The sequence below is a fragment of the Streptomyces sp. NPDC001315 genome (genome assembly GCF_042896175.1).
Classification (GTDB): domain Bacteria; phylum Actinomycetota; class Actinomycetes; order Streptomycetales; family Streptomycetaceae; genus Streptomyces.
The window spans coordinates 16,456-30,405 of record NZ_JBIAWZ010000031.1 but is presented as its reverse complement, the minus strand read 5'-3'; the positions used below and the strand labels follow the sequence as shown (position 1 = coordinate 30,405).

Sequence of the window (13,950 nt, the reverse complement as noted above, 5' to 3'; positions counted from 1 at the left end):
GCTGCGTTCCGGTCAGTTGGCGGCCGCGACGGCGGACGCGGAGGGGGTCGGGGTGACGGCGCCCGAGGGCAGCGCCGACGGGGTGCCGCTGGGTCGGCCGACCTGGTTGCCGACGCCGCCGTTCGGCCGGAAGCCACCGGGGCCCTGGCCGCTCTGCGCGTTGCCGCCGAACGGCAGCAGCGAGGACGGGTTCAGTGAGGTGCCCCAGCCCATGAAGGCGGCGCCGAGCACACCCGCATACGCGAGACAGACGACGCCGAGGAGGAGGCCGATCCGACGCAGCAGCTTTGACCTGCGTCCTGAGTTGTCAACGAACACGGGCCCCTCGGCGGAGGCGTTGCCGCGTTTGCGACGGCGACCACGGTCGGCGCCACGACTTTCGATGGCAGTCTCTGAATGCATTCCACGGATATTAGGGAGCCTTTATGTGCCGACCTCTCTGCCTTACTTGTGAGGCGGCTATGAGGAACACGCCAACCTGTCATTTCTCTAAGAGAACCCCGAAATGCCTGCGCGAGCCGACACCGAGGAGGGCGGCCGAAATACCACCTTTAGCCGGGCGATTTGCCCTGTTGCGCCTGACTTCCCCATGGAGCAGCTGTGCGCCTCCTATCCATGAACGGCCACAGCCTGGTGTGAGAGATTTCCGCTCGCTAATCACGCTTTGTTTCCATCCTGAGACAGAAATCACGAGAGCGGGTGTATACGCAATGAGGAGTTTCCTGAGGCCGGCAGCCGGGCTGACCTGCCTGTTTGCCCTGGCCACGGCAGGGTGCTCCGCGGGGTCCGACGGCACGCCGGACGCGGCACCCGCAGCCCCCGAACAGACCAGCGCCTCCCCTTCGGAGAGCGCCTCGGAGAGTGCCTCGCCGGGTACGTCGTACGAGCCGTACGTCAGCGCCACGGAGGCGAACGACAACGACTCCGCCGGCTCACCGACGACGTACAACCTGGCCTTCGTGATCTCGGACGGCAGCAGCTGTACGCCGAAGTGGAACGGCACCGAGGCCATCGGCGACTCCGCCGTGAAGTCCCGGATCTCGCAGCTGACCAAGTCCGGCGCCCGTGTGCGCGTCTCCTTCGGCGGGGCCTCCGGCAAGGAGTTGGCGTCGGTCTGTGACAGCGCCTCGGAGCTGGCGGACGCCTACGGCGAGGCGCTGGACGCGGCGGGGGCCACCCAGGCCGATTTCGACATCGAGGGCACCCGGCTGACCGACTCCGACTCGGTCGCCCTGCGCTCCGAGGCGATCGCCCAGCTGCAGCAGGACCGTCCCGACCTCGAGGTCTCCTTCACCCTCCCGGTCATGCCCAGCGGCCTCGACTCCGACAGCGTGGCCCTGTTGGAGTCCGCCAACAAGTACGACGTGCAGGTCTCGGTCGTGAACATCATGACGATGAACTACGGGGAGTCGTACACCGCCGACATGGGCGACTACGCGCTCACCTCGGCCAAGGCCACCCACACGCAGCTGAAGGACGTCTTCGGGCTGTCGGACGAGACCGCCTGGCGGGGCATGGCCCTCACCTCGATGATCGGCGTGAACGACATCGACAACGAGACCTTCTCGCTCTCGGACGCGGCCCAGGTGCGGACGTTCGCCGAGGAGAACGAGATCGCCTGGGTGTCCATGTGGTCCACCTTCCGCGACCAGCAGTGTGAGGACGACGAGGCGTCACAGGACGACGCGGCGACCAACTGCAGTGGGGTGGAGCAGAGTTCGGGAGCGTTCGCGAAGGCGTTCACCGGCTGAGCCACTCCCGCAGGGCGGTGCCCTACCGGCGCCGGTGCACCAGACGTCCGGCGACGACCGTAGCCACGCAGGTCGCGGCTCCGCGATCGAGGAGCGTCACCTCGTCCGGGACGTCGAAGACGGCGAACGTCGCGACACCGGTGGACGGAAGCGGCCCTACGACCGCCTCCATCAGACTCCTGGCGGAAGCCAACGGGTCCAGGGACGGCGGGCCGACGGGAGGTGCGAGGCGCGGCTCGGTGGTCATCCCCGCCCGGCGCACCGCGTCCAGCACCGCGGGCCGCCCCAACTGCCCCGCCACGGCGACCGTCCCGTGCGCCAGCATCCGCTGCACCCCCCGCCGCGCGCTCGCACCCCAGCGGGCGTCGGTCATGCCGAGCGCGGCGAGGGCCTCGCCGGTGAGCGGCTCGATGCCCAGCTCGTCGGCCTCGCGCGGGTCGGGATGGTAGGCGTGCGCCAGCAGTTCGGGCCCGTACGGGTTCAGCAGCCCCGGCGTGAGCAGCCCCGGCCAGCGCCGGACCCGGGCCGTCGGACTCGCGGCCGCCAGCTCCTCGTACGGGCCGACGGCCGCGATCGCCCGGCCGTCGACGAGCACCGCGCCGCCCGGCAGCGAAGGCCGCCGGTCCCCCGTGACCAGGAGATCGGCGGCATGAATCGTCAACACGTCTGACGTCTACGTCAGTTGGAGGCGAGAAGCTTCAGCTCCGGATGCGCCGTCCCGCCCTCGATCGCCGTGGACGAGATGTGCGACATGACGCGCTCGTCGACGGGGTCGTTCGCCGGGTCGTCGTGCACGACGATGTGCTCGTACGTCGTGGTCCGCTGGGCCGGGACCCGCCCCGCCTTCCGGATCAGGTCGATGATCTCGAGGCGGTTGGAGCGGTGCTTGGCGCCGGCGGAGGAGACGACGTTCTCCTCCAGCATGATCGAACCGAGGTCGTCGGCGCCGTAGTGCAGGGACAGTTGGCCGACCTCCTTGCCGGTGGTCAGCCACGAGCCCTGGATGTGGGCGACGTTGTCCATGAACAGCCGCGCGATGGCGATCATCCGCAGGTACTCGAAGAGCGTGGCCTGGGTGCGGCCCTTCAGGTGGTTGTTCTCGGGCTGGTAGGTGTACGGGATGAAGGCGCGGAAGCCGCCCGTACGGTCCTGGACGTCGCGGATCATCCGCAGGTGCTCGATGCGCTCGGCGTTGGTCTCGCCGGTGCCCATCAGCATGGTGGACGTGGACTCGACGCCCAGCCGGTGCGCGGTCTCCATGATCTCCAGCCAGCGCTCGCCGCTCTCCTTCAGCGGGGCGATGGCCTTGCGCGGCCGCTCGGGGAGCAGTTCGGCGCCGGCGCCGGCGAAGGAGTCGAGGCCCGCCTCGTGGATCCGGGTGATGGCCTCCTCGACCGACACCTTCGAGATCCGGGCCATGTGCTCGACCTCGCTCGCCCCCAGGCTGTGGATGACGAGCTGCGGGAACTCCTTCTTGATGGCGGCGAAGTGCTTCTCGTAGTACTCGACGCCGTAGTCCGGGTGGTGGCCGCCCTGGAACATGATCTGGGTGCCGCCCAGTTCGACGGTCTCGGCGCAGCGGCGCAGGATGTCGTCGAGGTCGCGGGTCCAGCCCTTGGCGGTGTCCTTGGGGGCCGCGTAGAAGGCGCAGAACTTGCACGCCGTGACGCACACGTTCGTGTAGTTGATGTTGCGCTCGATGATGTACGTCGCGATGTGCTCGGTGCCGGCGTACCGGCGGCGGCGTACGGCGTCGGCGGCGGCGCCCAGCGCGTGCAGCGGAGCGTCGCGGTAGAGGACGAGCGCCTCCTCCGGTGTGATGCGTCCGCCCGCTGCGGCACGGTCGAGCACGGCTGTGACATCAAACGTGAGGTCGGCCTTCTCGGTCACCGGTGGCGTCCCTTTCGTCAAGGGTTGTGGACGGACCGAACCAGCCTACGCCAGGCGTTTCGCCATGCCGACTTCAGGCTGTGTACGCGCCGATCAGCAGCCCCGCGAAGGCCCCCGCGATCAGGAACGGCCCGAACGCGATGGACGTCTTGCGCCCGGCGCCCCGCGCGACGACGAGGACGCCGCCGTACACGGCCCCGAACAGGAATCCGGCGAAGGTGCCGAGCAGCACCGTCGGCCAGCCGTACCAGCCGAGGACGGCGCCCGTGCCGAGGGCCAGCTTCACGTCGCCGAAGCCCATGCCGCTCGGGTTGATGAGGAACAGCACGAAGTAGCCGCCACCGAGGGCCAGGGCGCCGTACAGCGCGGTGAGCCAGTCGCCGGCGTGTTCGGGCGCGAGGGCGGCCAGGCCCAGCAGGGCGAGGGCGGCGGCGGCGAGCGGGAGGGTCAGGGCGTCGGGCAGCCGCTGCACCCGGAAGTCGACGACCGCCAGCAGTACGCCGACGGGCGCGAGCAGCAGCCAGACGACGAGCTCGGGCCGGGTACCGGTGGCGGCGGCGAGGGCGGCGCAGACGAGGGCGGTGGAGAGGGAGAGGAGGAGGGTGCTGGGGCCGTACGAGGACGCCTCGCGCGCACACTCACCGCACCGCGCCCGTCCCACCCAGCCGTGAATGGGATGGCCGCCCGGGCATTCCTTCCGCCACGCCTCCCCCGACGGTACGGAGAAGCGGTGGGCGGCCCGGGGCAGGAGCGTCCCCGCCGCCGCGCCCCACAGGGCGGCGACGAGGACCAGCAGGGCGGTGCTCATCCCCGCTCATCCCACCGCGGCGACGCCGTCGCGCCAGGTCGGCAACAGCTCGTCGAGCAGCGCCTCCGTACGCGGCGGCAGGCCACGCGCCCCGCTGCGGCCGATGAGGTCGGCGGCCAGGGTCGTCAGCCGGTCCGTGTCGCCGGTGGCGTGGGTGGCGCGCAGCAGTTCGTGCCACAGCCGCTCGTCGGCAGCGGCGGTCCGCACGGCCGCGTTCAGCGCCTCGATGGCCTTCTCCGCGCGGCCCTTCTCCAGGTGGAACTCGGACAGCGCGAGCCCGATGTCGGCGACGAGCAGCGGCAGCTGGGCGTCGATGATCTCGTGGGTGAGCCAGCGGTAGCGGCCCTCGGCACGGTCGGCGAGCAGCGGACCGCGCACCAGCACCAGCGCGTCGGTGAGCAGCCGGCCGCGTACGGCCCGGCTGTCGACACCCTTGCCCTGCGTGGCCTCGTGGTAGAGGGAGCGCAGCACGTCCAGGTCGGAGACGACGGACTTGGCGAGGGTGAGCCGCCCGGTCGCGTCGGCGGTGAGCCGGGGCGAGCCGTCCGGGTCGGTGCCGAGCCAGGCGCGCAGCCGGTCGATCAGCGCGTCACGCACGTCGTCGGTGACACCGCGCGGCCACAGCGCGGACGACAGCACGCGCGGGTGTACACCCTCGCGGTGCAGGAGCAGCAGGGCCAGCGCCTCGTGGAGCAGTGCGCTGCGCTCGCCGTCGGGGGCCTCCAGGCCGATGATCTCGTACGAGCCCACGAGGCGCGCGTACACCGCGGGCCGCCCCTGCTCGCTGATGTCGACGAGGAACGGCGGGGTGGTCGTCGGCCCGTCCGGGCCGTGTTCGGGGTCGGCCTGCACGAACAGCTCGACGACGGCACGCTGCTGGGCGACCGGCAGCAACTGGGCCGCCAGCTCCAGTCCGAGCAGCGGGGCGCGCAGTGTGCCCTCGCTGGTGATCTCCATCTCCCAGGCGGCGCCGGGCAGTTGGCCGGTCTCGGTGCCGACGAGGTAGCCGATGCCGAGACGGCTGGCGTCGGCGGCGAGTTCGGCGAGCTTGACGGCGTCCTCGGCGGACGGCTGGGCGGCGAGCAGCACGAGGTGCGGGGCCCAACGGGTGTGCTGGGCCGGGCCCGTACGCCCGGTGAGGACGGAGTCGTGGCCGGCGGCGCCCAGCGCTCCGCGCCGCTGCCGCGTCTCGGCCTCCATGGTCTCGACGAGCGCCTCGATGCCGTCGAGGTGCCGCAGCCGGTTGGGCGCGAGCGGCGTGAGGTCCTCCCCGAACCCGACGAGCGTGATCGTCATGCGGTCCGACCAGCCGTTGGTGGCCAGTTCGGCGGCGACGGACGCGAACACGGCCGCCCGGTCGGCCTCACGGCCGCTGAGCGAGACGATGCCGGGCACGGCCTCCAGGTTGAGCAGCAGGCGCGAGTCGTCCATGGTGCCGAGGCTGACGAGGCCGGGGTAGGGGGCGGCCGTGTCGAGGTCGCCGTACCGCTCGGCGTCGCTGCGGGCCAGCACCCAGAACGTCTGGTCCTGCCCGAGCTGCCACGGCGCGGGCGGCTTGCCTGCGGGCTGGGCGAGCTGGAGGTGCAGGTCGCCGTTGCTGAGCCAGGCCGCGTACACGGTGGGCAGGGCCCGCGACTCACCGGCGAGGGAGGCGGCGAGGCCGCGCAGGGACCGGTCGAGGAGCCGTACGCCCTCGGGGTCGGCGCCGACGAGCAGCGCGTCCTGGACGTCCAGGGCGTCGCCGGTCGGGGTCGGCGGCTCCATGCCGCGGCGCCCGCCGAGGGTCCCGATCGCCGACTGCCACAGCGCCTGCCGGCGTCGGCGGCCGAGGGCGCCGAGGAGACCGGCGGCGAGCAGGGGCGCGCCGAGCAGGGCCTCGGGAAGCCCGAAGGAGTGGCTGCCGGACTCGGAAGAGGAGGAGGCGGCCTGCTGGTGCTGCTGGTGTTGCTGGTGGCCGCCGTCGGTGGCGGGCCGCTGCTGGGGCAGCGACACCTGGGCGGCACCGGCCCCCTGCTGGTGCCCACCGCCCTGGGCGTGGTCCCCGGACTTCGAGTAGTCGTGGATCTGCTGCTGGACCTCGGGAGAGACCGTGGCGGAGGCCTCCGGCATCTCGACGAGGTCGCCGCCCCGCGCGTCCCCGGGCATCTCCATGATCCAGCCGGGCCGAATCAGGCTCGCCTCGGACAGCCGCGAACCGTCCGGCTGCACACGGTCCTTGTTGAGCTGGTAGATCTCCTTGTACCGGCGCCCGTCACCGAGGTGCCGCTGGGCGATCTCCCACAGGGAGTCGTGGTGGCGCCCCTCGGGAGGCTGGATCCGGTAGTACTTCGTGTCACCGTGCTTGGCCGTGCCGCTGTCGGCGTCGGCCTGGGCGTGGGACGCCTGCTCGGCGAGGGCGGCCGCGGTGGACGCGGCCTGCTCCTGCTGCTGCGCGAACAGTCCGGGCGTCGCCTGCGCGGCGGCCACGGTCCCCTTCTGGTTGCCCTCGATGCTGTGCCCGAGCTGCGAGAGCCCCGGCGTGAGGCTGGCGGCCGTGGCGCCGACGAGCAGCAGCGCGGCGACGAGCTGCCGCGCGAGCAGCTGGCTGGGCCCGGACCCGGGCACCCGCCCCGGCACGCCCACACCCGACACCGCCGCCTTCACCTCGACGAGGACGCACGCGGTGAACTGCGCCCAGGCGAGCCAGACGACGACGGTCAGGATGTTCAGGAACGTCGTGACCGTGATCTCCTGCTGCAACCAGTCGAGGCTCGGCGCCCCGCTGGGCAGCGGCCACCCGACCGTCACCGCCAACGCCCCCGGCACGCCGACGACCAGCGCGAGCAGGGCGACGAAGGCGAAGAACGCCTTCACGAAGTCCCCGAACGTACGCCGCCGCAGCCGCACCGGCTGCGGAGTACGGTTCCGCGGGCCCGTCGGGCTTCCCGTCGAGCTTGAAGTGCTGCGTCGCGCCATGGCGGGTGTCCTGGTGTCCTGGGTCGTGTGGGGAGGGAGTGGGTCGGGGGGCGGGTTTTACGTACGGAGAGCTGAGGAGATCTTATGGACTCCGACTGACACCCGGTAAGGGATGCGGTGGCCATCGCGGTCACCCGACTCCGAGGGCCGAGCCGAGCGCGGTCAGGAACGCCGACCGGTCCCGGGTCGGGACCGTCAGGGCCTCGCCGCGCCGGGTGGTGATCACCACGCTGTCCATGCCCATGGGAACGGACCAGCCGCCACCCACCAGGCGGGGGTTGCCGTGGCCGGGGAACGGAGCGTGCGGGGCGAGCGGGGCGAGCACGGTCGTGGGGTCGAGCTCGGCGAGGGGAATCCGTTCACGGCCGACCCGCAGCGTCCGACCGTCGATCTGGATGCGGTTGTAGAGGTACTTCGACAGCGGAACCGCGTTGAACGGCACCCAGATCAGCACGAGGAACATCGCCGACAGACCGAGCCACAGACCGAGGTCGTCGGGCAGGCTGCCCACCCCCATCCAGGCGATGCCGGCGACGTAGAGGACCGTGGTGACGGTCATCCAGGTCTTGGGGATCTTCTCTTCGTACCGCATGGGGGGATTCCGTCTCTCTGCTTGTCTTCGGGCCGGTCAGCCGACCTCGTTCTCCGCCACTGCCTGCCCGTGGACCACCACGTTCCCGCCGTAGAACATGCCGGTGAACACCGGCGAGTACGTCAACTGGATCTCGACCTGCACCTGTTGGGCGTCGGCCGCCACGCAGTGGCTCGCGGCGATGTCCACGCCCGTCATGTCCATTTCGCGAGCGAAGGTCTTCACCCGGTTGTTGCAGTTCTGGTAGTTGATCGGCGCGGGCCCGTTCTCGTTGTCGTAGAGGGCCTCGCGGTCGATGTCCTGGGCGGCGAACCGGGCCGCCTGTTCCGCGATGTCGGCGGCGCGTTCCCGCTTGGAGATGGACATGCCGCCGTCGATCACGAAGGCCGAGAGGGAGAGGAAGACCAGCGCGAAGATGATGACCGCGCCGGCGCCGGAACCCCGGTCGTCCAGACGCGAGCGGCGGGTGACCCACCAGGACCGCTCGCTCCATCCGAACCGTCCCGACCGCCCCGCGCGAAGTACGAGTTCTCTCACGCCGTCCTCCGGAACGGGTCCAGCGGTGAGCTGAAGCTCGCCGACAGCGTCGTCGGGACGTCCAGGCCCAGCATCGCCAGGCCGCGCACCTCGCAGCTCACCTCGACCGTGAAGATGGTGTCGGGCTCGAAGCCCGCACTCGTCTGGGTCACCGACACCGGGCCGGAGCAGACGTCCGCCAGGTCGGCCTCGGCCGCCTTGCGGGCCTCGGCGATCGCCGTCCCGTGGTCCTTCTGGATCGAACCCGCGCGCGCCGCGTCCCGGGCCGCGCCGTCGAGCGCGCCACGCCCGTCGACGAGCTGGCCGAAGGCCACCAGCACCAGGATGAACAGGATCATCACGGGGGCGAGGATCACGACCTCGACGGTGGACAGACCGCGGTCGCCGCCCTGCCGCGTGTCCTGCGTGAGGCGTTCGATCAGGGAGGAGTCCATCTAGTTCTCCCCTTCCCGCACGAACCGCTCCACCGGCCCCGACGACTGCGCGTGCACCGTCAGGTCCAGCCCGGGGAACACCGTCGGCACCCGGGCCGTGATCTCCACGCCCACCGTGTTCCGCTCCGGCTGAAGCATCGTCACGTTCGGCGAGAGCACGAGCTTGGGGCCGAGCTGCCTGATGTACGTGTCGACCACGTCACCTGCCTCGCCCCGCCAGGCGCCCGGCTGCTGGTCGGCGGTGGCGCGGGCCTTGCGGGCGCCGGCCTGGGCGGCCGCCTGGGCCACATGGTCGGCGAAGAAGTACAGCGCGAACTGTACCGTTGCGAAGATCATGAAGAAGAGGACGGGCGTGAGCAGCACGAACTCGATCGCCGTCATGCCGGAGTCGCCGCGGGTGGATGCCGCGTCACGCGCCATGTCCACCCTGCGGCGTATCCATCTGCCTACGCCCACCAGCACCCCGTATCCCCGTATCCCCGTACTCCGAACCTCGTACGTTCGATCAGCAGGTGCCGCTCGCGCTCGCGCCCTTGATGCAGTCGCCGACCTTGTTGGCGCCGTCGCTGAGCGCGGCGTTGATGATCGCGGCCACCACGCCGACGATCGCCACCACGACGGCGGAGATGATGACCCACTCGACCGCGGAGGCACCGCGGTCCAGTTCGCCGGAGCGAGCGCGCTCGACGCGGGCCTGCAGGAAGGTGACCAGGAAGTCCACCGCGGGAATGCCGGTGTGGAAAGTGCCTCGGTTCATGGGAGTGTTCATGGGAGTTGTCCTCTCAACTCAGCTGGGACGTCTGGCAGTCATACGGAACGTAGGACGAATCGAACGAGTCGAGCGGTTCACACCTGGAACACCCGCATCGCCGCAGGGAAGATCAGGAACACCAGGAAGCCGGCGCACAGCAGCAGCTGGGCCACCAGCATCGACTGCGACTTCTCGCCCGCGCTGCCCTCGATCTCGGCGAGTTCACGGTGCCGCATGGTCTCGGCGCGGGAGGCGAGCGACTCGCGCACCTTCGCTCCGTCGTCGGCGACCAGGGCGAGGGAGGCGGAGAGGTCCTTGAGCTCCTCCACGCCGAGGTCCTCGCCCAGTTGACCGAGCGCCTGCCACTGGCTGATGCCGGTGATGCGGGCGTCGGCGAGGGCGTTGCGGATGCGGTGCGTCGCCCAGCCGTCGGAGACCTCCGCCGCGGCCATCAGCGCCTCGGGCAGACCCCGGCCACCGGCCAGGCTCATCGACACCAGGTCGAGGTAGGCGCCGATCACGCGCCGCAGGTCGCGCCGCTTCTCGGCGGCGTCCCGCCGCACCTCCAGGTCGGGCAGGAAGAAGAACAGGGCCCCGAACATCAGCGCCAGCCAGACCGGGATGACCGGGCTGCGGCCGAAGCCCAGCGTCCAGACGATCGCGAACAGGAAGGGCCCGAAGAACAGACCCGCCACCCCCAGCAGGACCTTCGTCGCCAGGAACTTCTCCCAGCTGCGGTCCAGCACGGCGAGGTCCGCGCGCAGCGAGCGCTGCTCCCACCCCTGCTGGAGGTAGAACTCGGAGACACGGACACCGATTTCGGCCCGCAGCGAGCCGAGGCGTCCGGTGTCATTGGTCTGGCGGGCCGACTCGTACGCCGACCCGCGCGCCCGCATCGCGTCGATCCGCGCGACCTGCGCGACGGCACTCCGCTTGGACGGCATCAGAGCGCGTACGAGGGCGTAGATGCCCAGGCCGAGGACCGCGCCGACCATGATCGGCATCGTCAGGCTCACCGGCGTACCCCCTCTTCCGACTGGAACGGCTGGGCCTGACCCGGATGAGCCTGGCCCGGATGCGCCTGACCCGGCTGGCCCTGACCCGGTTGGGCCGGCATCCGGGGCCGTACGAACTGCACCGCCGACTCGTCGCGCACCAGGAAGCGTTCGGGCGTCTCGATGGTGGACAGCTTGCGCAGCCACCAGAAGCCGAGCGCGAACAGGCCGCAGACCACGGCGAGGACCAGCTGGCCGACCGCGGTGCCGTACGGCTCCACGAAGTCACGGTTGAAGATGGACAGTCCGAGGACGAAGGCGATCGAGACCGCGACCACGATCTGCACGGAGCGCCGCGTCGACGCTCGCTGGGCCATCACGCGCTGACGCATGTCGACCTCCTCGCGCGCCGACTTGGCCAGGGCGCCGAGGACCTGGCGCAGACCCGGGCCGCGCAGCCGCGCGTTGAGGATCAGTGCCGCGACGATGATGTCGGCGGACGCGTCGTCGATCTCGTCGGCGAGGATCTGGAGCGCGTCGGGCAGCGGCGTACGGGAGCGCAGCCGGTCGACCAGGGCGTCCAGGTGGGGCCGCAGTACCGGAGCTGCCGCGCGCGCCGAGGCCGGGATGGCCTGCTCCAGGCCGACCGCGCCCGCGATGGTGTCGCGCAGCGACTCCGTCCAGGAGGCGAGGGCCTCCACACGGCGCATGGCGGTCTTCTCCTCCCCGGCGCCGCCGAAGAGGCGGTCCCAGAAGAAGACGAGCACGCCGGCCGCGATACCGGCCACCGCCCAGCGGGTCAGCAGCAGCACGACGAGGCCGACGATGGCGGCGAGCGAGCCGCGCTGTCCGGCGAACCGGATCAGTTCGTTCGCGCGCTCGCTGGCCTTCTGCTTCTCGTGTTCGGGCTTGGCGGGCAGTCCGCGGATCGCGACCATGAGCAGCGCGAGTCCGCCGCCGACGGCGACACCGGCGCCGATCGAGTACAGGACGGTGGTGGAGAACAGTCCGCCCATGGAGCCGAGCGAGCCGAGAGCCGAGTAGGTCGTCGTCTCGGCCATAGGGGTCACAGTGGTCATCGCGCTCACCCCCAGCTTCCGTGGGGCTGGTAGCCGTAGGCGATCAGTTCCTCCAGGCAGGCTATGGGGGCGTGCGGCACGACCCGGCCGTCGGGCGCCTCGGCGAACACCTCGCTGGACAGCACCCGTCCGTCGACGCCGTTGACCTCGCGCACGGAGGTGACCACGCGCTGGAGTCGGCCGCCGCTGTGGTAGTTGTTGCGCCGCTGGATGAAGACGACGAAGTTCACCGCGCCGGCGATCAGCATCTGGCTGGCCTCGATGGGCAGCCGCTCGGACGCCTGGAGGGCGTACGTCGAGATGCGGTTGAAGACCTCGTGGGAGCTGTTGGCGTGGATCGTGGACAGCGAGCCGTCGTTGCCCTGCGACATCGCGTTGAGCATCGTCACGATCTCGTCGCCGAGCACCTCACCGACGATGACGCGGGAGGGGTTCATACGCAGCGACCGGCGCACGAGCTCCGCCATGGAGATGGAGCCCTGCCCCTCGGAGTTGGGCAGCCGCTCCTCGAACGCCACCACGTTGGGGTGGAGTTCGGGAAAGGTGTCGAGCCCGAGCTCCAGGGCGCGCTCCACGGTGATGAGGCGCTCGTTCGGCGGGATCTCGTTGGCGAGGGCGCGAAGGAGTGTCGTCTTACCGGCGTTCGTCGCTCCCGCGATCATGATGTTCTTGCGGGCGCGCACCGCGCAGGCGAGGAAGTGCCCGAGCTCCGGCGCGATGGTGCCGTTGCCGACGAGGTCGGAGATGAACACCTTGCCCATGCGGGCGCGACGGATGGAGAGCGCCGGGCGCCGGGTCACGTCCATGACGGCCGACAGACGCGAACCGTCCGGCAGCCGCAGGTCGAGCTGGGGGTTCGCGGAGTCGAAGGGACGGGACGACAGACCCGAGTACGCGCCGAGCACCTGGATGAGCTCGATGAGCTCCTCGTCGGTCTCGGCCACGGGATCGCCCTTGACCTCGCGTCCGTCCGCATACCCGACGAAGACCTGGTCGCTGCCGTTGATGTCGATGTTCTCGACCTCGGGGTTGTCCAGGAGCGGCTGGAGCCGTCCGACACCGAACAGCGCGGCGTGCACGGCGGCCGCGTACTGCTCCTCGGTCTCGGCGTCCAGCGGCGTACGGCCCGCGTTGATCTCGGTACGGGCGTAGTCCTCGAGGATCTGGGCTATGACCGCGCGCGCGTACTGCCGTTCGTCCTCGCTGGACATCGGCGTGACGCCGGAGACCTGGTCGAGGCGGCGCTGTTCGGCGATACGGTCGCCGGCGTCCTGCCGGAACCGCTTGACCAACTGGTGGTCGACAGCGGTCATCGGCCGGCTCCCGCATGACCGGTGACCGGCCCCTGCTGCGGTACGGCCCAGGCGGCGCCGTACTGCTGGTAGAGGTCGGCGGCGACCTTGCGGGCCGAGCGGATCAGCAGCGACTTGTCGAGACGGCCGCGCTTACGGCCCGCCAACTGCTCGGCGCCGGCGGGGTCGTCGGCGATGGTTCCGACCACCCGGGCGCCGGTCTGGGCGTGCACGAGCATGTCGTTGACCTGGTTGACCAGCTTGCCCGCGGTGCCCGGGTCGGCGACGAGGACGACACCGATCACCGGGTTGCCCAGGCTCGCGGCGCCGCGCGGGCCACCGTGCAGCTTGGCCGACAGGGCGGCGGCACGGTCGCGGACGCGGGCGATGGCCTCGGGCTCGGTACGGGAGATCAGCAGCACCAGCGCGGCGTGCGGGAACAGCTCCACGGCCGGGGTGTCGCCGCTGATGCGGCCGCAGTCGGCGATGACGTCGGCGGGCGCGTTCGGGGAGTCGGCGAGCGAGGCGAAGGCGTGCCCGAGGGTCGGCCACAGCCCGGCGAGACCGGCGGCCTGCTCGGCGTTCCCGAGCCCGACGACGACTTCGAGCCCGCCGCTCAACGGCTGTACGTGGTCCCAGAGTTGGTCCGGCACGAGGCCGCGGCGAGCGGTCGCCGCGATCGACAGCATGCCGATGTTCGGGTTGAGCTGTCCGCCGTGCGCGGCGGCACTGCGGTACACGAGGTCGCCGCCCGCCGGGTCGGTCTCGGCCAGCAGGGAGCGCCGCGGCCAGACCGCCGCGAGGGCGACGGCCGCGGTGGTGACGCCGGGGGAACCCTTGTCGGCGGCCAGAGCGATGAGAGCCAT

15 protein-coding genes are annotated in these 13,950 nt (G+C 71.0%); 1 reads left to right on the top strand and 14 read right to left on the bottom strand.

The genetic code is table 11. From position 1 onward, the window contains the following. Positions 1-12: 12 nt before the first annotated feature. On the bottom strand, positions 13-318 hold the full coding sequence (locus ACFY16_RS40100) for a hypothetical protein (RefSeq protein ID WP_390652176.1): 306 nt from the start codon (positions 316-318) through the stop codon (positions 13-15). 392 nt (positions 319-710) lie between these two features. Here ACFY16_RS40100 and ACFY16_RS40095 point away from each other — a divergent pair, with 392 nt between their 5' ends. Then, positions 711-1,751 carry a chitinase gene (locus tag ACFY16_RS40095; protein WP_390652175.1) on the top strand — a complete coding sequence of 347 codons (1,041 nt, stop codon included), beginning with the start codon at positions 711-713 and terminating at the stop codon, positions 1,749-1,751. A gap of 22 nt (positions 1,752-1,773) precedes the next feature. Here ACFY16_RS40095 and ACFY16_RS40090 read toward each other — a convergent pair whose 3' ends face one another. From ACFY16_RS40090 to ACFY16_RS40030, 13 genes are all read right to left on the bottom strand, one after another. Beyond that, the gene (locus tag ACFY16_RS40090) at positions 1,774-2,415 is read right to left on the bottom strand and encodes a hypothetical protein (protein ID WP_390652174.1); all 642 of its coding nucleotides are present in this window, start codon (positions 2,413-2,415) and stop codon (positions 1,774-1,776) included. A gap of 14 nt (positions 2,416-2,429) precedes the next feature. Then, positions 2,430-3,641, bottom strand: coding sequence for a cyclic dehypoxanthinyl futalosine synthase (mqnC, locus tag ACFY16_RS40085; RefSeq protein WP_390652173.1), 1,212 nt, complete (start codon positions 3,639-3,641; stop codon positions 2,430-2,432). A 73-nt stretch (positions 3,642-3,714) separates the two neighbouring features. Further along, positions 3,715-4,449: a prepilin peptidase gene (locus ACFY16_RS40080; protein WP_390652172.1), complete on the bottom strand. Its 735-nt coding sequence runs from the start codon at positions 4,447-4,449 to the stop codon at positions 3,715-3,717. A 6-nt stretch (positions 4,450-4,455) separates the two neighbouring features. Beyond that, a complete protein-coding gene (locus ACFY16_RS40075) occupies positions 4,456-7,404 on the bottom strand; it encodes a BTAD domain-containing putative transcriptional regulator (protein WP_390652171.1) in 2,949 nt (982 codons plus the stop codon). A 130-nt stretch (positions 7,405-7,534) separates the two neighbouring features. Then, the gene (locus tag ACFY16_RS40070) at positions 7,535-7,996 is read right to left on the bottom strand and encodes a hypothetical protein (RefSeq protein ID WP_390652170.1); all 462 of its coding nucleotides are present in this window, start codon (positions 7,994-7,996) and stop codon (positions 7,535-7,537) included. Positions 7,997-8,032: 36 nt separating this feature from the next. Beyond that, a complete protein-coding gene (locus tag ACFY16_RS40065; RefSeq protein ID WP_390652217.1) occupies positions 8,033-8,449 on the bottom strand; it encodes a TadE/TadG family type IV pilus assembly protein in 417 nt (138 codons plus the stop codon). Between the two features lie 80 nt (positions 8,450-8,529). Beyond that, a complete protein-coding gene (locus ACFY16_RS40060; protein WP_390652169.1) occupies positions 8,530-8,967 on the bottom strand; it encodes a TadE/TadG family type IV pilus assembly protein in 438 nt (145 codons plus the stop codon). Further along, positions 8,968-9,387 carry a TadE family protein gene (locus ACFY16_RS40055; protein ID WP_390652168.1) on the bottom strand — a complete coding sequence of 140 codons (420 nt, stop codon included), beginning with the start codon at positions 9,385-9,387 and terminating at the stop codon, positions 8,968-8,970. It abuts the gene before it with no gap. 85 nt (positions 9,388-9,472) lie between these two features. Continuing rightward, positions 9,473-9,724 carry a hypothetical protein gene (locus ACFY16_RS40050; protein ID WP_390652167.1) on the bottom strand — a complete coding sequence of 84 codons (252 nt, stop codon included), beginning with the start codon at positions 9,722-9,724 and terminating at the stop codon, positions 9,473-9,475. An 89-nt stretch (positions 9,725-9,813) separates the two neighbouring features. Continuing rightward, a complete protein-coding gene (locus ACFY16_RS40045; protein WP_390652166.1) occupies positions 9,814-10,734 on the bottom strand; it encodes a type II secretion system F family protein in 921 nt (306 codons plus the stop codon). Beyond that, a complete protein-coding gene (locus ACFY16_RS40040) occupies positions 10,731-11,729 on the bottom strand; it encodes a type II secretion system F family protein (protein ID WP_390652216.1) in 999 nt (332 codons plus the stop codon). The genes ACFY16_RS40045 and ACFY16_RS40040 overlap by 4 nt, the downstream gene beginning before the upstream one ends. 68 nt (positions 11,730-11,797) lie before the next feature. Then, complete coding sequence (locus ACFY16_RS40035; protein ID WP_390652165.1) at positions 11,798-13,105, bottom strand: CpaF family protein; 1,308 nt, start codon at positions 13,103-13,105, stop codon at positions 11,798-11,800. Next, on the bottom strand, positions 13,102-13,950 hold the full coding sequence (locus tag ACFY16_RS40030) for a hypothetical protein (RefSeq protein WP_390652164.1): 849 nt from the start codon (positions 13,948-13,950) through the stop codon (positions 13,102-13,104). The genes ACFY16_RS40035 and ACFY16_RS40030 overlap by 4 nt, the downstream gene beginning before the upstream one ends.